This window comes from Synergistota bacterium (assembly GCA_025060595.1).
Lineage (GTDB): Bacteria > Synergistota > GBS-1 > GBS-1 > GBS-1 > 42-11.
Genome location: JANXBX010000006.1, coordinates 93862 through 117757, shown reverse-complemented (window position 1 = coordinate 117757; position 23896 = coordinate 93862). Strand labels below are relative to the sequence as shown.

The 23896-nt window shown below is 41.0% G+C and carries 26 protein-coding genes; 23 read left to right on the top strand and 3 right to left on the bottom strand.

Translation table 11 applies throughout. The annotated features are described in order from the left end of the window. Positions 1-53: 53 nt before the first annotated feature. Positions 54-1064, top strand: a complete 1011-nt coding sequence (locus NZ900_05775; protein MCS7233595.1) for a tetratricopeptide repeat protein — start codon at positions 54-56, stop codon at positions 1062-1064. A 50-nt stretch (positions 1065-1114) separates the two neighbouring features. Here the strand turns inward: NZ900_05775 and NZ900_05770 are convergent, their stop codons facing one another. After that, positions 1115-2326 carry an SLC13 family permease gene (locus NZ900_05770; GenBank protein ID MCS7233594.1) on the bottom strand — a complete coding sequence of 404 codons (1212 nt, stop codon included), beginning with the start codon at positions 2324-2326 and terminating at the stop codon, positions 1115-1117. A 457-nt stretch (positions 2327-2783) separates the two neighbouring features. Between NZ900_05770 and lysX (NZ900_05765) the strand changes: the two genes are divergently transcribed. The 9 genes from lysX (NZ900_05765) (at position 2784) to NZ900_05725 (ending at position 11262) form a co-directional block, all read left to right on the top strand. Further along, positions 2784-3620, top strand: coding sequence for a lysine biosynthesis protein LysX (gene lysX, locus NZ900_05765; GenBank protein ID MCS7233593.1), 837 nt, complete (start codon positions 2784-2786; stop codon positions 3618-3620). 20 nt (positions 3621-3640) lie between these two features. Next, positions 3641-3805, top strand: a complete 165-nt coding sequence (gene lysW / locus NZ900_05760; GenBank protein MCS7233592.1) for a lysine biosynthesis protein LysW — start codon at positions 3641-3643, stop codon at positions 3803-3805. Further along, positions 3783-4658: a lysine biosynthesis protein LysX gene (lysX, locus tag NZ900_05755; GenBank protein MCS7233591.1), complete on the top strand. Its 876-nt coding sequence runs from the start codon at positions 3783-3785 to the stop codon at positions 4656-4658. The genes lysW and lysX (NZ900_05755) overlap by 23 nt, the downstream gene beginning before the upstream one ends. Continuing rightward, positions 4655-5683, top strand: coding sequence for an N-acetyl-gamma-glutamyl-phosphate reductase (gene argC, locus NZ900_05750; GenBank protein ID MCS7233590.1), 1029 nt, complete (start codon positions 4655-4657; stop codon positions 5681-5683). Before lysX (NZ900_05755) ends, argC begins: the two co-directional genes overlap by 4 nt. A 13-nt stretch (positions 5684-5696) precedes the next feature. After that, on the top strand, positions 5697-6587 hold the full coding sequence (locus NZ900_05745) for a [LysW]-aminoadipate kinase (protein ID MCS7233589.1): 891 nt from the start codon (positions 5697-5699) through the stop codon (positions 6585-6587). Then, a complete protein-coding gene (locus NZ900_05740; GenBank protein MCS7233588.1) occupies positions 6517-7707 on the top strand; it encodes an aspartate aminotransferase family protein in 1191 nt (396 codons plus the stop codon). The genes NZ900_05745 and NZ900_05740 overlap by 71 nt, the downstream gene beginning before the upstream one ends. Beyond that, complete coding sequence (locus tag NZ900_05735; GenBank protein ID MCS7233587.1) at positions 7673-8710, top strand: M20/M25/M40 family metallo-hydrolase; 1038 nt, start codon at positions 7673-7675, stop codon at positions 8708-8710. The genes NZ900_05740 and NZ900_05735 overlap by 35 nt, the downstream gene beginning before the upstream one ends. 69 nt (positions 8711-8779) lie before the next feature. Beyond that, positions 8780-9859, top strand: coding sequence for a glycosyltransferase family 4 protein (locus NZ900_05730; protein MCS7233586.1), 1080 nt, complete (start codon positions 8780-8782; stop codon positions 9857-9859). After that, positions 9856-11262, top strand: a complete 1407-nt coding sequence (locus NZ900_05725) for a sugar transferase (GenBank protein MCS7233585.1) — start codon at positions 9856-9858, stop codon at positions 11260-11262. Before NZ900_05730 ends, NZ900_05725 begins: the two co-directional genes overlap by 4 nt. Here NZ900_05725 and NZ900_05720 read toward each other — a convergent pair. Further along, the gene (locus NZ900_05720) at positions 11230-13407 is read right to left on the bottom strand and encodes a clostripain-related cysteine peptidase (protein MCS7233584.1); all 2178 of its coding nucleotides are present in this window, start codon (positions 13405-13407) and stop codon (positions 11230-11232) included. The genes NZ900_05725 and NZ900_05720 overlap by 33 nt on opposite strands. A gap of 13 nt (positions 13408-13420) precedes the next feature. Then, positions 13421-13894, bottom strand: coding sequence for a type II secretion system protein GspJ (locus NZ900_05715; GenBank protein MCS7233583.1), 474 nt, complete (start codon positions 13892-13894; stop codon positions 13421-13423). A gap of 247 nt (positions 13895-14141) precedes the next feature. On the opposite strand from NZ900_05715, the gene NZ900_05710 reads away from it, so the two are divergent. The 13 genes from NZ900_05710 to NZ900_05650 all read left to right on the top strand — a co-directional run bounded on the left by NZ900_05710 (position 14142) and on the right by NZ900_05650 (position 23879). Next, the gene (locus NZ900_05710; protein MCS7233582.1) at positions 14142-15845 is read left to right on the top strand and encodes an aldehyde ferredoxin oxidoreductase; all 1704 of its coding nucleotides are present in this window, start codon (positions 14142-14144) and stop codon (positions 15843-15845) included. A gap of 3 nt (positions 15846-15848) precedes the next feature. Then, a complete protein-coding gene (locus NZ900_05705; protein ID MCS7233581.1) occupies positions 15849-16073 on the top strand; it encodes a MoaD/ThiS family protein in 225 nt (74 codons plus the stop codon). Between the two features lie 22 nt (positions 16074-16095). Beyond that, positions 16096-16464, top strand: a complete 369-nt coding sequence (locus tag NZ900_05700; protein MCS7233580.1) for a cupin domain-containing protein — start codon at positions 16096-16098, stop codon at positions 16462-16464. Positions 16465-16555: 91 nt separating this feature from the next. Further along, the gene (gene iolN, locus NZ900_05695) at positions 16556-17515 is read left to right on the top strand and encodes a 3-dehydro-scyllo-inosose hydrolase (GenBank protein ID MCS7233579.1); all 960 of its coding nucleotides are present in this window, start codon (positions 16556-16558) and stop codon (positions 17513-17515) included. Positions 17516-17556: 41 nt separating this feature from the next. Continuing rightward, positions 17557-18216 carry a nitroreductase family protein gene (locus tag NZ900_05690; protein MCS7233578.1) on the top strand — a complete coding sequence of 220 codons (660 nt, stop codon included), beginning with the start codon at positions 17557-17559 and terminating at the stop codon, positions 18214-18216. A gap of 20 nt (positions 18217-18236) precedes the next feature. Next, positions 18237-18677, top strand: a complete 441-nt coding sequence (locus NZ900_05685) for a hypothetical protein (GenBank protein ID MCS7233577.1) — start codon at positions 18237-18239, stop codon at positions 18675-18677. Positions 18678-18692: 15 nt separating this feature from the next. Further along, complete coding sequence (locus NZ900_05680) at positions 18693-19592, top strand: CoA transferase subunit A (protein MCS7233576.1); 900 nt, start codon at positions 18693-18695, stop codon at positions 19590-19592. 13 nt (positions 19593-19605) lie between these two features. Beyond that, complete coding sequence (locus NZ900_05675) at positions 19606-20367, top strand: hypothetical protein (GenBank protein ID MCS7233575.1); 762 nt, start codon at positions 19606-19608, stop codon at positions 20365-20367. A gap of 77 nt (positions 20368-20444) precedes the next feature. Then, complete coding sequence (locus NZ900_05670; GenBank protein ID MCS7233574.1) at positions 20445-21455, top strand: tripartite tricarboxylate transporter substrate binding protein; 1011 nt, start codon at positions 20445-20447, stop codon at positions 21453-21455. An 89-nt stretch (positions 21456-21544) separates the two neighbouring features. Next, positions 21545-21718: a 4Fe-4S binding protein gene (locus NZ900_05665; GenBank protein ID MCS7233573.1), complete on the top strand. Its 174-nt coding sequence runs from the start codon at positions 21545-21547 to the stop codon at positions 21716-21718. 14 nt (positions 21719-21732) lie between these two features. Next, positions 21733-22224: a tripartite tricarboxylate transporter TctB family protein gene (locus NZ900_05660; GenBank protein MCS7233572.1), complete on the top strand. Its 492-nt coding sequence runs from the start codon at positions 21733-21735 to the stop codon at positions 22222-22224. 17 nt (positions 22225-22241) lie between these two features. Further along, positions 22242-23699 (top strand): tripartite tricarboxylate transporter permease, encoded by a 1458-nt coding sequence (locus NZ900_05655; protein MCS7233571.1) that lies wholly within the window; start codon positions 22242-22244, stop codon positions 23697-23699. A 6-nt stretch (positions 23700-23705) separates the two neighbouring features. After that, complete coding sequence (locus NZ900_05650; GenBank protein MCS7233570.1) at positions 23706-23879, top strand: hypothetical protein; 174 nt, start codon at positions 23706-23708, stop codon at positions 23877-23879. The last annotated feature ends 17 nt before the right edge of the window (positions 23880-23896 follow it).

The following is a 23896-nucleotide window of genomic DNA, read 5'->3' as shown; positions in this document are numbered from 1 at the left end:
GATAATACCTAATGATATTAGCCTGTTTTAAGGCTTCTTAGGGTGGTGTGGATATGTTACAAAGAAGAAGGTTTTTATTAGCTTGTTTTATTTTCACTTTCTGTTTCTTGCCTGTTTCTATGGCTTTTGCGCAGAGTATGCTTAAATTTTATTCTGGTATTGGTATAAGAGTTTTTGAGGAAGAGGATGATGAAAGAATTGAAGAGCTTAAGGAAGCTATAAGATTAAGGCTTGATTTTGTCTTAGCTTATCATGGGCTTAGTTTATCTAGTATTAAATTCGGTCAGTATGTTGAGCCTAAGGGTTATTCTAGCCATGGATTATCGTACATAAAGCTGGAACGTTATGCTGAAGCAATAGAATCGTTTAAGAAAGCTTTAAAGCTGGATCCTAATTTTGCTGAAGCGTATATAGGTCTTGGCTTAGTCTATGGATATCTCGGTTGCTATGAGGATGCGATCAAAGCTTTCAAGGAATTTATAAGGTTAGAGCCTAATTGTGCTGAAGCCTATTATAATCTCGGTTTATCCTATGCTAAACTGGGTCGGTATGAAAATGCTATAGAGACTTTTAGACAGGCCGTAAGGATAAGACCTGACTATAAGGAAGCCAATGATAATCTCGCTTTATCCTATTATAGCATAGGAGTGCACTATTGGGAGCTAAATCAATATTCTGAGTCGGTAAGGGCCTTCAAGTGTGCTGTTGAGCTGAAGCCAGATGATATTAATATGCTTAATGACCTTGGGTCAGCTTATGGCAAGATCGGCCGCTATGGTGAAGCAATAAGGATTTATAGGCAAGTGAATGAGTTAAAGTCAGATTATGCCTTGGCCTATTATAATCTTGGTGTGTGCTATGCGAAACTTGAACGCTATGTTGAGGCATCAAATGCTTTAGAGAAAGCTGTGGAGCTAAAACCTGATCACGCTAAATCACGTTATGGTCTTGGTCTGGTTTATTTAGCGCTTGGTGAGGAAAATTTTGCTATAAAGCAGTATAAAGTTTTAAAAAATCTTGATAAAGATTTAGCTAATGATCTTTTCATTATGATTAATAGATGATACTTTAGCTGCTTAGCTATATACAAGCGCGACCATTATATCAGGATTCATCACCAGAGTAAAGCTATTTTTAACCATAGGGTTCCAATAAGTAGCGTAAGAGTGGTTACCGGTAAGCCAAGCTTTAGGTACTCAAGGAAGGATATTTTTACCTTCGGATAGGCTGACTCTATGACTATTATGTTTGCTATAGAGCCAAGTACGGTAAGATTTCCTGCTAATGTTGAGCTCATGGCGAGGTATAGCCATGCTTCCTTGCCTAAAGATAGGGTTTCTATGAAGGGCTTGAATATTAAGACTGCAGGGACGTTACTTACAGCGTTAGATAAAATGGTAACCGATGATACAAAGGTAAGTGGGTTTTTTAGAAAGGTTCCAGAGATTTCTGAGAGATGCTTAAATAGGGCTGAGTTTTCGAAGGATTTTATTATTATGAATAGGCCTATGAAAAGGACTAAAAGCTTGAAGTCTATCAGATTGTAAACTTTTTCAGGTTTTATTCTCCTTGTAATCAAAAGTAGGCAGGCGGTAATCATGGCCACTCCTTGTATGGGTAGCCCTATAAAGAAGCCAATTAAACATAATAGAGCGATGATATAGAATTTAATTACGATGGGTTTTTTGTATCTAAATTTAAGCTTTACTTCGTTATTTATAGGCTTTGATAATTCTTTCTTGTAAGCTATTTTGAGTATTGTTATTAGAGTGAGGAGCCCTAATATGGCAACCGGGAAAAGATAGTAAAAGAATTCACTATATGTTAGTCCAGAGGAGATACCTATTATAAGGTTTTGGGGATTTCCAGTGATCGTGGCAACGCTTCCAATATTTGCAGACATACATAGGGCTAAGAGAAAGGGTTTAGGATTTAATCCTGATATCTTGGTTATCTTTAAAACCAGAGGAGTGAAAAGTAAGCATATCGTATCATTCATTAGAAATGCTGAGAGAATACCAGCGCTAAAGATTATAAAATATAAAAGTTCAGAGGGGTTTTTAACTTTTGAAATCAGGTATTTTACTAATAGATTTAAAGCTCCTGATAGTCGAAAGTGGGCCACCAAGACCATTAAGCCGAAAAGTGTAGCTATCGTTTTATAATCTATTGCCGAGTAAGCTTCTTGAATGGATATAACCTTTAATGCTAACATAGCTGTAGCGCCTATAAGTACCGCACCCGTTCTATCTATTCGAAAGATAGGTGGCTGTCCTATTGCTAAAAGTATATAAGTTATAATAAATATTAAAGAGGAAAGATCCATAAGAGGTATCCCTCCTTAAGATTTTGCTTAATATCTACAGCTTAAGTTAATAATATTATAGATAGTGACTATTTATGTGTCTATAAGTTTGAAAGGAGATTATTTTTAAGGTGTTATTTCTGAGACTTCCCTGGTGTAAATTTCTTTAAATATTGATTTCAAAAACCCTTGACAGGGAAGAGAGTAGTATGCTATATTATGCGCGATAATTGGTGAGGGAGGTTAATTGGGGTGATTAATTTAAAGGCTCATCTTTCCAAGTCTCTTTTGAAGCGGAACAAGGGTTACAAGAAGCCTAAGCTTAGGGCTTGGGAAGGTGGGTTTATTGCTTCAGCTTTAGGCTGAAGCTAAACTCTAGGGATTTTTAAAAGCCCCGCTCACCTTCCCAGGGTGAGCGGGGCTTTTTTTATATCTATCTTTTAAGGAGGGTGGTTGACTTGGGGAAGCGCAGGCTTGGATGGTCTACTCAAGGTTAAGAGTTGAGGAAAAGTTGCTTATCGATGCCTTTGAAAGGGAGGGTGTTGCTCTAAATCTTCTTCACGAGGATAGTCTTTTACTTCCTCTCTTTGCTAATGGGGAGCTTTCTATTAAACCCCCTGCGGTGGTTTTAAACCGCGTTATTTCAGCCTCTCATGCTTTCTATGTATCGCGGGTCCTTGAAAGTAACGGAATAAGGGTAATAAGTTCCTCTAGGGCAATATCTAGCTGTCTAGATAAAGCTATAACAACTCTTCTCTTGGTGGAAAATGGTATTCCTGTTCCGCGTACTTATCTTGCTTTTTCTCCAGAGAATGCTTTAAAGGCAATAGAGAGGGTTGGATATCCAGCGGTTGTTAAGCCTGTTAATGGTTCTTGGGGAAGGCTTTTAGCGAAGGTTAATGATAAAGATGCGGCTGAGGCGGTATTGGAACATAAGTACACTTTAGGAAATGGGCTTCAGAAGATCTTCTATATTCAAGAGTATGTGAATAAGCCTGGCAGGGATATAAGAAGCTTCGTTATAGGACGCAAGTGTGTTGCTGCCATATATAGGGTTTCGCCTCACTGGATAACAAATACCGCTCGTGGTGGTGAAGCTAGAAACTGCCCATTAACTTCTGAGCTAGTTGAGCTTTCTGAAAGAGCAGCTCGTGCTGTAGATGGAGAGGTGGTAGCCCTTGATATTTTTGAGACACCCTCGGGTGAGCTCTTGGTTAACGAGATAAATCACTCCCCTGAGTTTAGAAATAGCATTGCCCCTACGGGTGTGGACATACCAGGGGAGATAGTAAGGTATATAAAAAGTTTCCTTTGATGGGGGTGAATTTAATGGTGATTAAATCTCGTTGTCCTGAGTGTGATGTGGTATTAGAGCTTGAAGATCCAGAGGTGGGAGAAATTGTTATATGTCCTGATTGTGGTGTTGAACTTGAGATTGTGAGTCTTAATCCTTTGGAGCTTGAGGTTGCTCCCGAGGTTGAAGAGGATTGGGGGGAGTAGCCTTGGGACGGAGGACAAGAAGATTCTCTTAATCTATACGATTTTGAGGGATGAGGAAAGGATAATAGATAAAGCTTTAAGTAGAAGGGGGATAAAGGTGGAAAAGGTTCTGGGGAATAGGACCCTTTGGGAGTTAGGTAATGGAGTTCCTGGAGCTAGATTAGCTATAAATAGAACCTTAAGTGCCTCTCAGGCTACTTATATATCCTTTTTGCTTGAGGATAGGGGAGTTAAGGTTATAAATCCCTTTAGAACAATGGTCGTCTGTAACGATAAAGCTTTGACTACCGAGCTTTTGGCCAAGGAGGGAATTCCTGTTCCCCGTACCTATCTTGCTTTTACCCCTGAGAAGGCTTTAGAGGCCTTAGAGGAGATTGGTTATCCTGCTGTTATAAAGCCCGTTAACGGTTCCTGGGGAAGGCTCTTAGCAAAGGTTAATGATAGGGATGCTGCCGAAGCTATAATATTTTGTCGCTGGAACTTAGGAGGAGTTCATCAGAAGGCCTTTTATATTCAAGAGTATGTAAGGAAGCCTGGAAGGGATATCAGGGTTCTTGTTATAGGTGGGAAAGTTAAGTATGCGGTTTATAGAAGCTCTTCCCATTGGGTAACAAATACGGCTAGAGGAGCTAAAGCTGCGTTATGTTCCGTAAGTGATGAGTTAATTAGAATATCGGAAAAGGTGGCTTCTATCGTTGGTGGAGACTTTATAGCTTTGGATCTCTTTGAGAGCGAAAGAGGGCTTCTAGTTAATGAAGTTAATTCTACGCCAGAGTTTGCAAGATCATCCAGAGATGTTGGAATCGATGTGGGAGAGATGATAGCTGACTATGTTGAGGAGGTGCTTTCGTGATAAAGGCTATTGTGTTCGGAGGAAGGGGATACACTGGAGGAGAGCTGTTGAGGATACTTTCTTTTCATGAAGGGATAAAGGTTATAGGCGTTGCCTCTCAGGGGGCGGTAGGGGAGCCCATCTGGAGGTATCATCCTCACCTAAGGCCTTTTTTTAAGGATAACTTTATAAGTTACGGAGAAGCCCTTGATGAGGATTTTGATATAGCCTTTGTTGCTCTATCTCATGGTGAGGGAGCTGATCTCGTTAAAGAAATATACGATAAGGGGAAAAAGGTTGTTGACTTAAGCGCTAACTTCAGGCTTAAGGAGCCCAGGGAGTATGAAAAGTGGTACTCTTGGAGCCATCCTTATCCGGAGCTTCTGAAAAGTTCAGTCTATGGTCTTCCCGAGGCTCATAGAGAGGAGTTACGAAGCGCTAAGTTGATCTCGGGTGTGGGATGTAATGCAACAGCTATAAATTTGGCTCTTTTGCCATTGGCTGAGAAGAAGCTATTGGAAAGTTTTCATGCGGATGTAAGGGTTGGTTCTTCTGCGGGAGGAGCTAAGCCTTCAGAGGGCGGACATCATCCAGAAAGAAGCAGGGCCTTAAGGATCTATGCTACTTATGAGCATAGGCACCTTGCTGAGGTCACTCAAGAGACGGGAGTTAATGGAGAGATAAGGATAACAGCTGTTGAGCTTGTCAGAGGTATTCAAGCTGTTGTTAGATGTGAGCTTAAAGAGGATCTTAGTGAAAGGGAGATACTTAAGATCTATAGGGATAGATATTCTTCTGAATCTTTTATTGAGCTCTGTCCTTTTAAGCCGGAGCATCTTCGTTTTCCTGATCCAAGATGGGTTACAGGGACTAATCTTTGTATGATCGGGCTTAAACTTCATCCTGGTGGAAGAGCATTAACCGTGGTAAGCGTTATAGATAATCTGGTTAAAGGAGCATCAGGCAGTGCAGTTCAAGCGGCTAATATCGCTTTGGGATTGCCTGAAGATATGGGGTTAAAGCTTGTACCTGTTTATCCCGTTTAGGGGGGTGAAGTTTTTGATAGTTTTAAAGATAGGTGGAAGCCTGAATGGGAATTTCAAAAATGTATGCAGTGATATTAAAAGGCTTTATGATATGGGTGAAAAGCTTGTTATAGTCCATGGCGGTGGTGAGGCTACAAATGAGCTATCAAGGAAGCTAGGTGTCGAGGTAGAAAAGGTGGTTTCTCCTTCTGGGTTTGAAAGCAGAAGAACGACGAAAGAGGTTCTTGAAGTCTTTGTTATGGCGTGTGCTGGAAAGATAAACAGATTTCTTGTTGCTCAGCTTCAAAGCATAGGGGTTCAAGCTATAGGTTTAAGCGGAGCCGATGGTAGGCTGATTGAAGCCGAGAGGAAGATTATAAAGGCTCTTACACCTGATGGGAAGGTTAAGGTTATAAAAGATGACTACTCCGGCAAGATAGAGAGGATTAACGATTCTTTCTTAAGGGAGCTTTTAAATATGGGTTTTGTTCCTGTAGTAGCTCCCTTGGCCTTTGGCTTTAATGGAGAGCTCCTTAACGTTGATGGAGATACCCTTGCATCAAAGATAGCTTTGTCCTTAGGAAGTGAAAGCTTGGTTATTCTCTCGGATGTGCCAGGCCTCTTAAGGGATTTAAGTGATCCTGAAAGCTTAATTCAAGAGGTTTCTCTTGACATGGAAGAGGAGATACTTCAGATAGCCAAAGGTAGAATGAAGAAAAAGGTGATGGCATTGTTTGAAGCTGTTAGAGGAGGAGTCAGGGAAGGTGTAATAGCCTCTGGTTGTATCGAGAGCCCGATTATATCAGCTCTCCAGGGTAAAGGAACCATATTTAGAGGAAGGAGTGAGCTTAACCTTGAATCTGATAGAGCTGGAAGAGAAGTATGGAAGTGGAGTATATCCCAAGGTGCCCTTGAGGTTAGTTAGGGGAGAGGGAGCTAGAGTTTGGGATGATCAGGGGAGGGAATATATAGATTGTGTTGGAGGGCACGGGGTAGGCATAGTAGGGCATGCTAATCCTTATGTTCTTGAAGCTATAGAAACGCAGGCTAAAAAACTTATAGTTTGCTCCGAAACTTTTTATCATGAGGAGAGAGCCCTTCTTTATAAAGAGCTTCTTGATGTTATGCCGGAGTATATGGGTAGCGTTTTTTTATGTAACAGTGGTACAGAGGCTATTGAAGCGGCTATAAAGTTTGCGAGACTTCTAACAGGGAGAAAGAAGATAGTTGCTTTGAAAAGGGGTTTTCATGGAAGAACCTTTGGGGCCTTAAGCGCTACTTGGAATCCTAAATATAGAGAGCCTTTTGAACCGTTGGTTCCGGGTTTTGTTCACGTGGAACCAGAGAATGGGGAAGAGCTTGAGAAGGCGATAGATGAAGATACTGCAGCGTTTATATTCGAGCCCGTTCAGGGTGAAGGAGGGGTTTACCCTATAAGTGGGGGGTTTTTAAGATTTGCTCAGGATCTTTGTAAAAGTAAAGGGGCTTTATTTATATCTGATGAAATTCAAACTGGTTTCTGTAGAACCGGTAAGTTCTTCGGTTTCCAGTGGCATGATCTTTCCCCTGATATGGTTTGTTTAGCTAAAGGTATGGCAGGAGGTCTTCCTATAGGTGCAGTCGTAATGAGAGAGTCTTTAGGCAAAGTACCATCTAGAACCCATGGTTCGACCTTTGGCGGAAATCCTCTTTCATGTGCTGCTGCGAGGGCGGCAATAAGGTTTATGAGAGAGAAGGTCCTCGACAAAAGGGCTGAAAAATTAGGTGGTTTATTTATCGATGGATTGAAAAGCATAGATTCCCCCTTTGTTAAAGATGTAAGGGGTTTAGGTTTAATGATAGGTATCGAGTTAAAGAAAAGGAGCGCCCCTTACCTTAAGGCTCTGGCTGAAGAAGGGGTTTTAGCCCTTCAAGCTGGGCCTACTGTAATGAGGTTTCTTCCTCCTCTTGTTATAAGTGAGGAGGAAATCCTTTTTGTCGTAGATAAAGTTAGGAGGGTGCTTTCAAGAGATGTGTCCGATAGAGCTTCTTCGCAGGATGGTTGAGATAAAAAGCTTCGCTGGAGAGGAAAAGGAAATAGGTGAGTTTTTACTTGATGCTTCAAAGAATCTTAATTTTGATGAAGCTTATTTGGATGAGGTAGGAAACTTTATCGCTGTTCGTGGTAAAGGGCAAACCGAGGTTTATCTTGTGGGACATATGGATACAGCTCCTGGATGGATAGAGCCGAGAATCGATGGTGATCTTCTTTATGGTAGGGGAAGTGTTGATGCAAAAGGTCCGTTAGCAGCCTTTATAGTGGCTGCTTCTGAGGTTTCTATTCCTGAGCATCTTAAGCTTGTAGTAGTTGGTGCAGTTGAAGAGGAGGGACCATCGACAGGAGCTCTTCATCTTTTAAAGAAGGTTTCAAAGCCACCCTCTTATCTAATAATAGGTGAGCCGAGCGGTATTGATGGAGTTACATTAGGATACAAGGGCTCATTGTTTATAAAGAAGAGCTTTATCTCTGAGGTTTCTCACCCTGCTTCTGGAAACGATGGAGCTATAGAGGAAGGTTTAAGGAGCCTAAATGATATATCTAAGCTTTTAGAAGGGTTAAACGAAGGTAGAGATGGCTCTATAGATAGGGTTGATATAAAGGTTAGGGAAATAAGATCTTTTAGCGATGGTTTGTTTGAAAGGCTTGACCTGGGGATCTCCTTTAGGCTTCCCTTGTGGCTTGATCCCGATGATCTTCTTAATATATTAGGCGATGGTTGGGTACCACACTTTAAGGCTAAAGCTTATAAGTGTGACAGAAGCAATCCTTTAGTTTCAGCCTTTAACAGGGCTATAAGAAGAAGAGGCTTAACTCCGAAGCATAAGATGAAGAGCGGTACAGCCGATATGAACTTGCTTGCTCCGGCTTGGGGTTGTCCTTCAGTGGCTTATGGCCCTGGTGATAGCTCCCTTGATCACACTCCGAGAGAGCACATAAATTTGAAGGAATATCTTATTTCCATTGAGATATTGAAGGATGTTTTGAGCTCCATTCCTCCCACCCTATAGATAGATGGGGTAGGGGGTGCTCCCGCCCTCTACCCCAAAAATTTTTAATCTGATAAAATTATTGTTGTAATGTATAGAGTATTTCAGGTAGTTGAGTCCTTCGGCGGAGGGGTCTTTCAATCGGTAAGGCAGATATGTAATAATCTTCCTCGTGATCTTTTCGAAGTTTATCTCATTTATTCCTTAAGAAAGGAAACCCCTTCTAATTGGGAGTCTCTTATCAGAGAAGATGTAAAAAAGATATATCTTCCAATGACAAGGGAAATCTCTCCTATTGCGGATTTAAAGGCTCTCTTTGGTTTGATTAAGTTGATAAAAAGATATGATCCTCATATAATTCACCTTCACTCTTCTAAAGCTGGATTTTTAGGAAGGCTTGCTGCTTTTCTTCTCCGGAGGAAGAGGGTTTTTTACTCTCCAAGGGGTTTTTCTTTCTTAATGAAAGATGTCTCTGTATGGAAAAGAGCTCTATTTTTCTATCTTGAGAAGATAGCCGCTTCATTTGGGGGGGTAATACTCGCGTGTTCGCTTAGTGAGCTCGCTGAAGCTAAGAAGCTTTCGCTTAAAGCGAAGCTTTTGAATAACGCTATCGACCTTGAGGAGATAGACGAAATTCCACCTCATATCTTTAATGAGGATAAAATTAGAGTAGCTATCGTTGGTAGAGTGACTTATGCGAGAGCTCCATGGCTTTTTAAGAACATAGCTTGTAAACTTTCCTCTCCTTTAGTTGAGTTTTTGTGGATAGGCGGAGGAGAACTTGAAGACGAGATTAAAAGCTCTCCCGTAAAGGTTTTAGGCTGGCTTAGTAGAAAAGAGGCTATATCTTATCTTAAAGGCATAGATATATATCTTCAGACATCTTTATGGGAAGGTATGCCTATAGCTGTGCTTGAGGCTATGGCCTGCTCTAAACCTGTTGTTGCGACTGATGTGGTTGGAAATAGGGATGTAGTTATCCATGGGGAAACGGGCTTTGTGGGCAAAGACGAAAATGAGCTAGTTCTTTACCTTAGAAGGCTTATAGAGAATAGGGATTTAAGGTTAAAGATGGGAATACAGGGTAGAAGAAGGGTTGAAAGGGAATTTTCCCTTGAAGTTTTGATAGAAAAGCTTTCCTCGCTTTATTTAGAGGTGGTGAAAAGTTGAGAAAAATTTTCCCTATGCTTCTTTTGATCGGTGATGCTTTTGCTATACTTTTATCCTTCGTTTTATCTTATCTTTTAAGGCATGAGGTTTTAAAAGGTTTCTTCGTAGGGGGAGCTGTTCCATGGGGGGCATATCTTGATATAATACCTTTTATTCTTTTAATCTGGATATTAGCCCTAGCATGGGAAGGTCTATACGTGGAGTCCTTCTTAGATCCATTAGATGAGCTTTTTTATATAGGTAAGGCTACATTTATAACCGCTCTTTTATTCCTCTCTTTCAGCTTTCTTTATAGGCTTCTTGAGTTTTCTCGAGTTGTCGTATTGCTTTCTTTCTTGATATCTTTGCCGGTGATCTTCTATGTGAGATACTTAATAAGATATCTTTCTTTGAAGATCGGGCTTTTTAGAAAACAAACTCTAATAGTTGGAGCAGGAGAGACAGGCAAGTTAATATTGTCTAAGCTGAGGAAATACCCGCTTTGGGGATACGAAGCTATCGGTTTTATTGATAATGAAGCTTTTGAAGATGTTGTTGAAGGTCTTCCTGTTTTAGGGGGTTTAGAGGACATAGAAAGGATCATTAATGAGAGAAGGGTTGACATGGTCATCATTGCTGTTCCATCCCTGAGTCGTAACGGCCTTAACTCTATAGCCCTAAGATGCGGGCGACTTAACGTTCCAGTTAAAGTTGTTCCGGACATTTATGGGCTTTCCTCTGCCTCTGTTCGCCTTGAGGAGGTAGAGGGTCTATTTCTTATAGAAATAAAAAGAAACCTCATAAAGGGTTGGAATGCCTTAGTAAAGAGGGCTTTCGATCTTCTTATATCTATCCCTGCTTTGGTAATCTTATCCCCTATACTTCTACTTATATCTATATTAATTAAAATTGACTCTCCTGGTCCTGCTTTGTATGTAGCACCAAGACTTGGTAAGGGAGGTACTACATTTCCTTGTTATAAATTTAGGACCATGTACCTTAACGCTGACGATATCCTTGAGAAATATCTTAAAGAGAATCCAATGGCCCGAGAGGAGTGGGAAAAGTTTGCTAAACTAAGGGGACATGATCCAAGACTTACAAGGGTTGGGAGGTTTTTGAGGAGATGGAGCTTCGATGAGCTTCCTCAGCTCTGGAACGTTCTTAGGGGAGAGATGAGTATAGTTGGGCCGAGACCTTATCTTCCAAGGGAAAGGGAGAAAATAGGGGACTACTTTGACGTAATATTGGAGGTTAAACCTGGGATAACGGGGCTTTGGCAGATAAGCGGGCGCAACCTCACCACTTTCGAGGAGAGGCTGCGCCTTGATGCGTACTACATACAAAATTGGTCCTTATGGCTTGACTTGAAGATAATAATCAGGACACTCTTAGTTGTCCTTCTTGGAAAGGGAGCCTATTAAGAATAGAGGTATTAAGAAAAGAAGGTAGGAAAGCCCGTTTTCACACCCAGACGCTGTACATCCCCCTAAAAGCCAGATCTCTTCTTTACCTTCTCCTCTTAGGTAGACATAACAGGTGTCTTTTAAGGGATCGTTGCTTCGGATGACTACGTAGGCGGTATAGCTTTCATCCCTCTTTGGTTTGAAGGATACGCTTATATTACCTGATTCCCCTGGAGAAAGAGCTAAGCTTGCGGGAGATATGGAGAAGCTTGAAGAACCCTTCCCCTCTAAGCTCGCTTCTACAAATAATGTTCCTGTTCCCACGTTTTTAACCGTTATATTTCTGGTTTCGGTTTTATCCACTTTAACTTCTCCGAAGTCTATTTCCTCTGGTTTTACTTCTATCGATGGGATTTCTATCCTTTCACCGAGCTTGACCGTTCCATAATTAAGGGGAGAAAGATGTCCATAGTCAATGCCTGTTAAATCTTGTGGCCAGCAAATATCGTCCTGATTTTTTCCTCCATCATAAGCAAATATGTAAAGATGGACCTCATCACCAGGATTTGCCTTCCATCTTAGGGTATAATCTATCCTTATTTCGTAAACCAAATGTCCTGTAGAGAGAGACGTCGCAAAGGTAAGTTCGTTGCTTGAGAGACTTTCATAGTTTTCATCGGAGTTTGGCATCCCAGAATTGCCCCAGATGGCTCTAAAAACTCCCTCCCACTTTGTTCCATCGTATCTGATCCAATAGTTACCTTCGTTACCCCTGCTCTGAGGCCAGCTCCAATCTCCATTTGTATCAAAGTATATTCCTACCCTATCGTTTATGTTGAGCGTAGAGTCTTTTATATCATCTACGGCTATATAAATATATTTTTCATCGCACTTTAGGTAAATCTTAACTCCTTCCTTTTCTATAATATATGCGTCTTCCCACTCATTTCCTTTTATTATTCCATCTATATTAGGTTTAACATCGCTTTTTGGGATATCGGCTCGAGGCGCTGTTCCTTTCAGGTATTCCTTAAGCAGGTTATTCCATTTGGACAGGCTTAAGAACGTTCTTCTTGTATCGCTATAGAAAGGATTGTACTCTCTTCCTTGGGGAAAGTATATAGATATTCCTGAAGCATTGCTTAACTCTGAAGAGTTATATTTCTTGAAAACCGCGTTTCCTATTGCGCTCTTAAGGCTCGGGTCACTGGTGAAGTTTCCCAAGTCGATTTGATATCTATAATCTTCTTCATACGGAAAACTTAAAACGCTGCTTCTTGCGTTTTTAATGGAGTTCCAGTCCTTTCTTGAAATCGTTCCCTCTACGAAATTATCTAATGCCTCTATAACTTGGTTTAACTTACTCATATCTATTGCTGAGATGGTCACTGGAAGGACGCTACTTTTATAAAAGTCTCCATATTTTTCCACTATAATCTCGCATAAGCTCCTTGGTGTCATCGACGGATTAGATAAAAGGGAGCTCATTATCGTGTTGTAGGGTAGTCCATTTGCGGGTACCTCTGCTTCCGAACCTACGAAATAATCTGCTATTCCGAGAAGCTCGGTCATAGCTTCTATAGTTCCCATTAAACAGGCATCCATTGCGACTATGCTTAATCTCTTTCCTTTTAATGCCTCTTTCAACTCAAACATCCATAATACATCGTCGCTGGTATCATCGTAGAAAATCCACTTGGTGGGCTCTTTTCCTTCCTTTTCGCTTTTGTTTTTCCAACCTTGTCCGTGATTCCATAGCACAAGAAGGTAATTATTTGCTGGATAGTTAGTTATTGCCCATTCTACAAACTTCTTAAGCTCTCCTGGATCTCCCGTATTTATCTCTCTTCCACCCTTTCCATCTCCCCAATTTGAGATTGCATTACCTTCAGTTGGGGTCATTCCTCTAGTTACGTAAAACCTATGGGCTTTAGTCCAAGCCCCATATCTTGAATCGTATCCACCTCTGTCAAGCTGGACCACTATTTTAACGTTTGTGCTTGAGCCTACTGATGAAAGCTCTAAAAAATCATTTAAAGCATAATATTCTAGATCGTTATCCGCTGCCATGTAAATCATTACTGTCCAATTTGCTATCCCCCAAGCGTATCCGGGAAATAAAATCAAGGATGCAATAAGTATCATCTTTAATGTCGTTTTCAAATATATCCCCTCCTTAATAGGTTAAGATAAGCCTCTTATAACTTGCTCCCCTATATTTTATCTCGACTTCGACTGCATCAGGTTTATCTCCCTGAACTTCCCAAACCTCCATATATTTCTTATCCTTGATGAATTTAAAAGATATGCCAAAACTACCATCTTCCAACAAAACCTCATTATTTCTTAAAAGCTTTCCATCCTTTAGTTCGTAGTCGACCTTTTCTAATCCGTTTCTTCCAGCTTTTAGGAAAGATAGCCTCGTCTTTTCTCCTACAAAGTTTAAACCCGTCTTAATTTGAAAAGACGCTCTTAGATCGGAGTAAAGTAGTTCTAAAATTCCCCTTACTATCTGGTTTTCTAAAGCGACATTTTCTGAAAACTCTCTGCTTCTTGTAGCCCCCATAAGTAGCCCTAGGAGAGTTCCACCTATTAATGCTGCTATAGCTAAGGCTATAAGAAGCTCTATTAGCGTTAGCCCTTTCCTCATAAGAATGATTATATCAGAAAGCTTTGAGAGATTGTTTTACTTTTTATGAAACTGAGTTGCTTTATAGAGAACATTAAATATAATAAATCATGAGAACAAAAATGTTCATAATGAATATCAATACTTTGATCTAAATGATAGCTTGACATTGAAACCAAAATATGTTAACTTTAAATTGACAAGTAATCGCGGATGATATGAAGCTCTCAACAGGCACACTTAGGTTGAGTAAGGGGGGATTAAAAGAATGGACAAAATAATTAGGGTGGATGTTGGAACTAAGGAGATAAGAGTGGGAGCTGTTAAGGAAGATTATAAATTTTTAGGTGGAAGAGGGCTTACTTCAAGAATTGTTTTAGACGAAGTTGATGCTACCTGTGATCCTCTAGGTGAGTTTAATAAGCTTGTGATCGCTCCTGGTTTATTGGGTGGTACGGCAGTTTCAAGCGTAAGTAGGATATCTGTTGGTTGTAAAAGCCCCCTTACGAATGGCATAAAGGAGGCTAATAGTGGAGGTTTAGCCGGCACATACTTGTCGAGGGCTGGCATAAAGGCTTTGATTATTGAAGGATTGCCTAAGGATGAGGAGTTATATCTTCTGGAAATAGATGGGAATAATGTCAAGCTGTTGTCTGCCAACGATCTTAGGGGTTTAGGAACTTATGCTACGGTTGAAAGGCTTTATTCTAGGTATGGCAAAGATGTAGCGATAATCTGTATTGGACCTGCTGGGGAGATGAGGTTAAGATCTGCATCTATTGCCTTGAGTGATCCTAATGGGGAGCTTAAGTTTGCCGCTAGGGGTGGAGTTGGCGCTGTTATGGGGAGTAAGGGTATTAAAGCAATAGTAGTTAAGCCCTCTAAGGAAAGCGTTTCTTATTACGATAAGGATGCCTTTTTAGAGGTTGCGAAGAAGATAAATAGAGCGCTTTTAGAGGATCCTAAGACGGGTGATGCTTATAAAAAATATGGAACCGCTCAGATAGTCAATGCTGTAAATGCTATTGGTGCTCTTCCAACGATGAACTTTAGATATGGTGCTTTTGAATATGCTAAGAACTTAAGTGGGGAGGTTCTTTATGAAACGGTTGTGAAGAGAGGCGGAGAGGGTAGAACTGGTGTTACTTGTATGCCTGGTTGCATGATAATGTGCGGTAACATCTATCCGGATGAGCGTGGTAAGAAGATAGTTTCCACATTACAGTATGAGACTATAGCTCTTGTAGGTTCAAATCTTGGTTTTGATAATTTGGACTCCGTTGCAAGGTTAAATAGGGAGATAAACGATATCGGAATGGATACGATAGAGATAGGTGGCGTTTTAGGTGTTGCAATAGATGCTGGTTTAGCTAAGTTTGGTGATGAGAAAAGCTGTATGGTTCTCCTTGATGAGATAAGGAAAGGATCCGTTCTAGGTAGGGTTTTGGGTAATGGCGTTGAAATAACAGGGAAGGTTTTAGGTGTCTACAGAGTGCCTGTTGCAAAAGGGCAAGGTATTCCTGGATATGATCCAAGGGCTTTAAAAGGAAATGGCGTGCTTTACGCTACATCACCTATGGGTGCTGACCATACTGCGGGTAACGCTTTTGGTTCGAGGAATGAAGTTAATCCGTTAAGTAGAGAAAAGCAGGGGGAGCTTTCAAGAAACCTTCAGATAAAAATCACAACCTTAGAGTGTCTTGGTTTCTGTATATTTGCTAGACCGCCTCTTCTTAAGGAGCCTCAATTGCTTGCTGATATGCTTTATTATCGTTATGGGGTTAAGTTTACTGTCGATCAGGTATGGGAGATGGGAATCGAGACTCTCAAGGTAGAGAGGGAGTTTAATGTGAGAGCCGGAATAAGCCCGGCTCATGATAGACTTGCTGAGTTCTTCTATAAGGAGCCGCTTCCTCCAACAAACGCTGTTTTTGATGTTCCTGAAGAGGAGATGAAAAAGGCTATAGTTTAAGATATGGTAAAAGTAAGGTTTCACCTTTATCTTAAAAAGTATGCCAGGGCTGAGGAAAGGGAAATAGAGGTTAAAAATGGCCTTAAGATAGGAGATTTGCTTGTGAATATGGGAGTTCCTGTGGATCAAGTGGGAATAGTTACCGTGAACGGTAAATGGCAAGATATAGATTACCTTTTAAAAGATGGGGATAAGGTAGAGATTTTTCCCGTATATCTTGGAGGTTAAAACTTCTAGAGGAAAGGGGTAGATGAAGATGGCTAAATTCACTGTTCATGAAAGTGAAGTTGAAGGAGTAAAGAGGGTTCCTCCTAGGGTCTCTAAGGTTCTTATATGTAATAAGACTGTAGGAGCTACTAAGATTTCTATGGGGGTAAATGTTACAGAGGTGGGAAGTAGGATTCCTGCCCATTGTCATGAGGGTCATGAGGAAGCGATGTTTATTATCTCTGGTAGAGGAAAGCTTATAGTCGAGGGTTACGGTGAGTACGAGCTTACACCAGGAACAGCTATATTTGCTCCGTGTGGGGTAAAGCACGAGATAATTAATACGGGAGATGAGCCTATAAAGCTTGTCTGGGCTTATTCTCCACCGCTTCCTGAACACTTAGCGAAGTAATTTCAAAGGCCCATACGGGTAGAATAAGTAAATCCGTATGGGTTTTGTCACGCTTGGTATGGTGTTTCTATAAGGGGAGGAGGTGCAGTTTATGAGATATAAATACTCTACAGGCTCCATGGATAAAGCTGATGGTATATACTTTCAAAATATGACCTGGCGTCAGGTAGAGGAAAGACTTAAGAAGAACGATATCATAATAATTCCTGTAGGCTGTACGGAAAATCACGGTAAGGGACAGTGTTTTGGAGAGGATACTTTTATAGTTACAAGGATCGCTGAAACTGTTGCGAAGGAAACGGGTTGTACTGTATCACAGCCTATTTGGTTTGGCTCTCACCCATGGAATCAGGTAGGTCAGCCTGGTACTGTCATTGTTCCCGATGAGGTGTTTATTCCCTATCTTATGTCAGTTATAGCTGGTTACTGGAACGCGGGTTTTAGAAAGCAAATCCTTCTTAATGGTCATGGTCAAGAGTATGTTATTCCTCTTGCTATACAAGCTTTCTGGAAGCAATATCAAGTTCCTGCGATAATATGTATGGTTAACTGGCCAACGGTTGTAGCAAATGAGCTTAAAGATAAAGCTCACGGTGGGCCATGGGACACCCCCTTTAGGCATGCAGATGAGGTTGAAGCCTCTATATCTTTAGCTCTCTTTCCCGAGATGAACGAGCCTGAGCATATGGAGGACTCTGAGCCGTGGGGATTTATGCCCGAGGGGCATGTAGATAAAGGTGGGGATATATATCAATATCCCATACCTGGTCATGCTCAAGTGGGTATGGGTGGTTTGGAGCTTATGGTTTATCCTCAGGGGGTTATCGGAAAGCCATCTTTAGCCAGAGCTGAAAAGGCTTATAACGCTGTGGACAAGATTATAGATTATCTTATTAAGCTTCACAACGATATATTGGAGAGATTCCCGCCTGGCAAGCTTCCTGACGCTAAGTACTTAACAGAAAGAGATGAGAAGGAAGTTGAGGCATTGTTGAAAGGGCCTCGTAGAGGTGGAAAAAGCCTTTATTCCTTGGGGTTACCTCGCTTTTAGGGGTAACCCTGCCATAAAATTTAGGCAAGGAGGGAGCGATTGTGGATTCAAGAAAAGATACGTTTTTTCAAGTGGTTTACGAGAGAAGAAGTGTAAGGGATTATACTCCGGAAAAAGTATCTGAAGAAGATTTAAGGTTTATATTGGAATGCGCCCGTTGGGCACCTTCTGGTGAAAATGCTCAGCCTTGGAGGTTCATAATCGTTAGGGATGAGGAAGGGAAAAAGTTCTTGGCAGATGTGTCAAAGAAGGCAAGTGGAAGAAGGTTTACGGGTGAATTTTTAAGTAAGCACATGCAAGAGAGATTCAAAGGGCTTCAGGATGAACAGAAGAAATTAGCTGCTTTTAAGAAGCTTACATCTGGTGATGTATCTGGGTTCGTAAGTCAAGGAGATTTGATACTTATGGTCATAGGTAGAAAGGATGTTTGGGATCTTCCTTACGATACCTCTGCGGCTATAGAGAATATCCTTCTTGCGGTTGCAAGTCTGGGCTTGGGAGCCTGTTGGGTTATTGCTCCTTGCATAGATGTGAGGGATGAAGAGAAGGTAAGGACCTATTTTGAGATACCGGAGGACTATAAGGTAATAAGCATAATATCTATAGGTAAGCCTGCAAGAATGCCCAATCCTCGACCAAGGTTAGCTCTTAAGGACATAGTTTTTAGCGAGAAGTTTGGTAAGCCTTACTACTCCGAGTGATTCGAAAGGAGGTAAATCGAATGAGTTTATTTGAAAAGTTTATGGAGAATTTGGTTTTTGAGGTTCAGAAAGAGTTTTGGAATGAACGTGGGAAGGGAGCTCGTTATAGGCTTACGAGAGTTGGTGTTGCCTTCGCTAAGGATAAGCTTGGTGAAGGTATCAAGGATAGAGAGACGATAAAGAAATGGTTGAAGGAAAGCGGGTTCTGTGGTGAAGTGGAATTTGAAGAGGATAACTATACTCTTAAGATGAAGATAAAGGGATGTTGCTTGAAAAATGTAAGAGACGCTTTCTTAAGCTCTAAGATTAATCCTCTTTCCTGTCCTATAGCTAATATTTTCATGTACTCTATGGAGCTTAATAGTGGGCTTGCTCCTGAGCTTTTGCCTGTTGAAGTTGAAGATGGCGATTGTAAGATAACCCTTGCGAAGATGGGCACCTCCGAGGTCGTTAAGAGTTAAGGAGGTGAACCTGTTTTGAACAGCAAGGTGAGAGCTTTAAAGGATATCGTAGCTGAGATTCCCGATGGTGCTCATATAGCTCTAGGTGGTTTCGCTATAACGAGGAATCCTGTGGCCTTCGTTTTTGAGCTTATAAGGCAGGGTAAGAAGAATCTAACTGTATACCAAATAGTGGGCGGTATGGAGACAGATCTTCTTGTTGGGGCGGGATTAGTTAAGAGACTCGAGTACAGTGCTGGTTCTCTTGATAGATTTGGGAGGCTTGAGAGAATTAACGAGGCTATAGATAAAAAATTGATAGATGTTAGGGAGTATAGTGGAACAAGTATGGCTTTGAGGTTTTTAGCAGGATCTATGGGTATACCATTTATTCCTACAAAATACTTGTTGGGAACCGAAATGCTTAAAGTCTTGCTTGAGAAAAAGGATGACGCCGTTAGGGTTGAGAGATCTCCTTTTGATGGTGAAAAGTATGTATATCTTAAGGCTCTTCAACCGGATTTTGCGATTATTCACGCTCAATATGCCGATGAAAAGGGTAACGTTATCATTGAAGGCCCTTATTGGGATGTGGAGACTGCAAAGTCTGCGAAAAAGTTATTCGTTACTGTTGAAAAGGTAGTTTCAACTGAGTTTGTTAAGAGACATCCTGAAAAGGTCATTATACCCAGCGTTTATGTTCATGCTGTTGCTGAGGTACCTTTTGGGGCTTTTCCTAACGCTGTGTACAAGTGCTATGACTATGACAAGGAGATGCTTGAAGAATATGCTGAGGTTAGTAAGGACGGGGAAAAATTTAAGAAATTTGTTGATGAGTACATTTTAGGTACTAAGGATTTTGAGGAATTTTTGGAAAAAGTGGGTGGCGTTAGACGATTGAATAAGATAAAGGCGGATCCAGTATATGGTTATTAAGGGGTGATTTGAGGTGTCTTTACCTTACACAACTAATGAGTTAATGGCGGTTACGGCCGCAAGGCTTTTAAGGGATGGGGAGAATGTAGTTGTAGGATTGGGTTTGCCTCAGATAGCTGCTTTACTTGCTCAAAACACTCACGCTCCTAATTTAACGATAATTTATGAAATAGGGGTTATTAATCCTGAGGCTGAAGAGATGGGAGTGGGAGTTGCTGATCCAAGGCTTTGGTATAAAGCTGAGCACTTTACAAGCTTCGTCGGTACGCTGGGAGCTATTCTTCAGAAGGGCCTGATAGATGTTGGGTTTTTGGGAGGGCTTCAGGTTGATAAATATGGGAATATAAACAGCACGCTTGTTAAAACGGAGAAAGGTACAAGGCATATAAATGGTAGCGGTGGAGCTGCAGATATGGCTACAATGGCTAGGAGGCTTCTTATAATGATGAGGCACGAGAAGAGAAAGATAGTGGATAGCTTAGATTATCTAACGAGCGTAGGATATCTAAGGGGCTATGATAGCAGGAAGGAGGAGGGGCTTCCTGTACCTGAGGATGTAAAAATAATAACAAACCTATGTGTCTTTGGTTTTGATGAGAAGACCAAGGCTATTAAGGTTCTCTCTATTCATCCTGGTGTAAAGCCTGAAGATGTTATTCAAAATACAGGAGTCGCTTTAGATTTATCGAGCGGAGTTAAAACTACTGATGAGCCTACTGCCGAGGAAATTGATCTTCTTAGGAAAAAGATCGATCCTCAACGCATGTACATATAAAAGGGGGTGATAGAGGGAGAGGGAGGGAAAGCTTTTCATTGTCTAAATCTTAAAAATAAAGAAGGGGGTGGCATTTCATGCGTAAGGTAGTGGTATTAGGTTTGGTGGCCTTGATGGTGGTTTTGGCTTTGGGCTTTGTTACGAGCTCTTATGCGAAGTATCCTGAAAAACCTATTACTGTCTTTGTTGGTTTCCCTGCGGGTGGTGCTACTGATGTTATTGCTCGTGGTATACTCCCCATACTTCAGGAGAAGCTTGGTGTTGGAATCGGGATTACGAATGTCCCTGGAGCTGCAAGCGCTATAGCTGCTTCACAGGTTATGTCTCGTCCAAAGGATGGTTATACCTTAATGTTTGGTTCTGAAGCGATGTCTACTTGGCAGGTTATGGGAACAGCCGAGTTAAGTCCTTACATAGATTTTATCCCAATTAGACTTGTAGCTGAAGCTATTCCTGTGGTAGCTGTTCCTCCTAATTCTCCCTTTAATACCGTAGAGGAGTTTATAAAGTATGCTAAAGAGAATCCTGGAAAGCTTAAGTTGAGTACCGCTGGTCCGGCTACTGTTCCTCATGTTTGTGGACTTCTTTTGGAGAAGGAACTTGGTTGCAAATTCACCTTTGTTCCTTATCAGGGTGGAAAGCCAGCTGTAACTGCTTGTATGGGTGGCCATGTTGATTCTACTATAGAGATGGTTCAGCAGATGATCGAAGCTCACCAGAGTAAGATGATAAAGATATTGGCTTCCTTCACTAACGAACCTGTCCCAGGCTTGGACGTTACTCCTATGGGTAAGGCTTTCCCATCTCTTGCTAAGCATTTGCCTTATGGTCCTTACTTTGGGCTCTTTGCCCCAAGAGGTGTTCCACAAGAGGTTGTAGAGGTCTTAACGAAGGCTATGGATGAAGCTGCGAAAGACCCAAGATGGCTTGAGTATTGCAAGAAATTCTTCCTGGTGCCTTTGGATTACTCTGGTCCTTATGCTTATGAGTATGTTAAAAACTGGACGGCTAAGGCCGCCTGGCTTCTTTACGATGCTGGCGTTGCTAAGAAGTCACCAGAGGATTTCGGCATAAAGAGGCCTAAATAAATTTTGAGATTTAAAGGCTCACCCCTCCCTTTTAAAGAGGGGTGAGCCTATTTTAAAACGCGGAGGATACTTAAAAGGGGGAATAATCAATGCTGGTAGTCAATGTTAGTAAGTGCGAAGCTTGTGAAGCTTGTATTGCGGTCTGCGGAACTGGTGCAACTCAAATGGTTGATGGTAAGGCTTATATAAATGTGAATTTGTGTGTGGAGTGTTATGCCTGTAAGAGCGTTTGTCCAAGCGAGGCTATTGAAGAAAAAGCTTAGAGAAGGTGAGGGTGATGGATTACTCTAGGCTATTAGACATAGTAACCTTAGTTGTTATGTTTGTTGCGAATTCCCTTGTTTTTTATAGCCTTTACACTTTCAATAAAGTTGATAACATTCCTTTATTGACTATTGATTCTCCCTTGATCTTTCCTTTTTTGGTTGCTGTTACGCTTTTGATTCTATTGTTATCTATATTGATAACTCAGTTTAAGTTTTGGAAAGAGCATAAAATCGATAGAGAAACTCATCTCGCTAACATGAGGGACTTGCGGACTGTTATATTATATTTCCTTGCGCTCGTGGTGTATGTTATGGTTGTGGAGAAGCTTCACTTTAAACTTACTACGCTGATTTTCTGTATGGGAACGATGTTCGCTTTTTCTGGGAACGAGCTTAATGGGAATATCTTAAAGAAGACTGTAATTCTTCTTGCCATGTCTCTCTGTATCGTGTACTCAATAGATATTGTTTTTAATAAGATCTTTTTAGTTGCTTTACCGTAGCGTAAGGAGGGATTAGGATGAGTATAATTCTTCTTCTTGTGTACATCTTGATAGGAACAATCATTGGGTTAATAATGGGGGCACTGCCTGGTTTAACGGTGACCATGACTATGGTTCTGGTCGTCTCCTTAACCTTTGGCTGGCATATGATGGATGCTTTGGCTTTTATAATAGGTGCCTTCTGTGGAGGAGTTATGGGAGGTTCTATCTCAGCTATCACTTTGAACATTCCTGGAACTGCTGCTGCAGTAGCCACAGTATTCGATGGTTATCCCTTAAAGCAGAAAGGGGAAGCAGATACTGCCTTAGGCCTTTCCATGTTTGTAAGCTTACTTGGTGGTTTTTTTGGGATACTCTTTCTTGCTGTTCTTGGCCCCATTATTGGAAAATTTGCTTTAAGGTTTGGAGATCATGAGTACTTCTTGATGTGTCTTTGGGGTTTAACTCTTGTTTCCGTTTTAAGTAAGGGGAGTATGCTTAAGGGGCTGGCAGCGGCCTGTTTGGGTTTAATAATAGCCTTTGTAGGTATGGATCCCATAACAGGCTTAATGAGATTTACCTTTGGTATAACTGCTCTAGGGGGCGGGATAAACTACATCGTTGCAATGATTGGTCTTTTTGGTATGAAGGAGGTGTTTGTCCAGCTAAGTAGCAGGAGATCTTTTAAAGTTGAGGGATTTTATTTCAACCTTAGAGGGTTATTCCCTAGATTTGATGTTTTTAAAAAGGTAGCCAAATGTTTTATCTGGTCTGCCCCTATAGGGGCTATAATAGGGCTGCTTCCTGGAACTGGTGGAGACATAGGAGCGTTGGTATCTTATGGTGTTTCAAAACAGCTGATAAAGGAACCAACCAGACCTTTTGGTGAGGGAGCTTATGAGGGAGTTGCTGCACCTGAAATAGCCAATGATGCTGCTATTGGTGGAGCTATAACAACCCTTTTAACTCTTGGAATACCCGGTGATTCTGTTACAGCTGTTATGTTGGGTTCTTTCTACCTTCATGGGTTATTACCAGGTCCTACCTTTATGCTAACGGAAAGACATTATTTTTATATGATACTTGTTTTTCTAGTTATAGGAACGATTTTCGCTTATGTTCTTGGTATTCTTGGAAGCAACTTGATGCTTAGGATGTTGAACCTTCCTAAGTGGTTCTTGATTCCGTTTATTTCCGTACTTTGCATCGTTGGTTCTTATGCTCTGCAAAACAACGTTTATGATGTCCTTTTTATGATCATATTTGGCCTTCTTGGATATGCTATGGAAAAAGGTGGTTTCCCCGTCAGCCCCATAGTTTTATCTTTAATACTTGGTTCCATGATAGAGACGAACTTCAGAAAAGCTTTGATAATTTCTGGTGGCCTTGGAAATCTTTTCATATCTTTCTTTACTCGTCCCATAAGTCTTGTAATAATCCTGCTAGTGGTGGCAAGCTATCTTTTGCAGTATAGATATGTGAAGAAGGGAGTTTAAAGAGGTTTGGAAGGGATAGTGGCCCATGCGGGTATATTATCCGTATGGGCTCTTCTTTTATTGATGTTCGTTTTTGTAACAAGAATGTTTACAAAAAATATTTATAAGTTGTGCTCGAAGATTATATTGACAAGTTGGTTTGAAAGTGCTATATTAATGTTAGCATTGAAGAGAACTTAGATTTTTAAGGAGGGAAT

Excerpts from the sequence above, each read along its gene's own strand:
- NZ900_05715 (MCS7233583.1), bottom strand. The coding sequence starts at position 13,894 with ATGAGGAAAGGGCTAACGCTAATAGAGCTTCTTATAGCCTTAGCTATA.
- NZ900_05735 (MCS7233587.1), top strand. The coding sequence starts at position 7,673 with ATGTGTCCGATAGAGCTTCTTCGCAGGATGGTTGAGATAAAAAGCTTC.
- NZ900_05775 (MCS7233595.1), top strand. The coding sequence starts at position 54 with ATGTTACAAAGAAGAAGGTTTTTATTAGCTTGTTTTATTTTCACTTTC.
- NZ900_05730 (MCS7233586.1), top strand. The coding sequence starts at position 8,780 with ATGTATAGAGTATTTCAGGTAGTTGAGTCCTTCGGCGGAGGGGTCTTT.
- NZ900_05655 (MCS7233571.1), top strand. The coding sequence starts at position 22,242 with ATGAGTATAATTCTTCTTCTTGTGTACATCTTGATAGGAACAATCATT.
- NZ900_05770 (MCS7233594.1), bottom strand. The coding sequence starts at position 2,326 with ATGGATCTTTCCTCTTTAATATTTATTATAACTTATATACTTTTAGCA.
- NZ900_05665 (MCS7233573.1), top strand. The coding sequence starts at position 21,545 with ATGCTGGTAGTCAATGTTAGTAAGTGCGAAGCTTGTGAAGCTTGTATT.
- lysX (MCS7233593.1), top strand. The coding sequence starts at position 2,784 with ATGGTCTACTCAAGGTTAAGAGTTGAGGAAAAGTTGCTTATCGATGCC.
- NZ900_05685 (MCS7233577.1), top strand. The coding sequence starts at position 18,237 with ATGAGTTTATTTGAAAAGTTTATGGAGAATTTGGTTTTTGAGGTTCAG.
- NZ900_05710 (MCS7233582.1), top strand. The coding sequence starts at position 14,142 with ATGGACAAAATAATTAGGGTGGATGTTGGAACTAAGGAGATAAGAGTG.
- iolN (MCS7233579.1), top strand. The coding sequence starts at position 16,556 with ATGAGATATAAATACTCTACAGGCTCCATGGATAAAGCTGATGGTATA.
- NZ900_05670 (MCS7233574.1), top strand. The coding sequence starts at position 20,445 with ATGCGTAAGGTAGTGGTATTAGGTTTGGTGGCCTTGATGGTGGTTTTG.
- NZ900_05660 (MCS7233572.1), top strand. The coding sequence starts at position 21,733 with ATGGATTACTCTAGGCTATTAGACATAGTAACCTTAGTTGTTATGTTT.
- NZ900_05700 (MCS7233580.1), top strand. The coding sequence starts at position 16,096 with ATGAAGATGGCTAAATTCACTGTTCATGAAAGTGAAGTTGAAGGAGTA.
- NZ900_05705 (MCS7233581.1), top strand. The coding sequence starts at position 15,849 with ATGGTAAAAGTAAGGTTTCACCTTTATCTTAAAAAGTATGCCAGGGCT.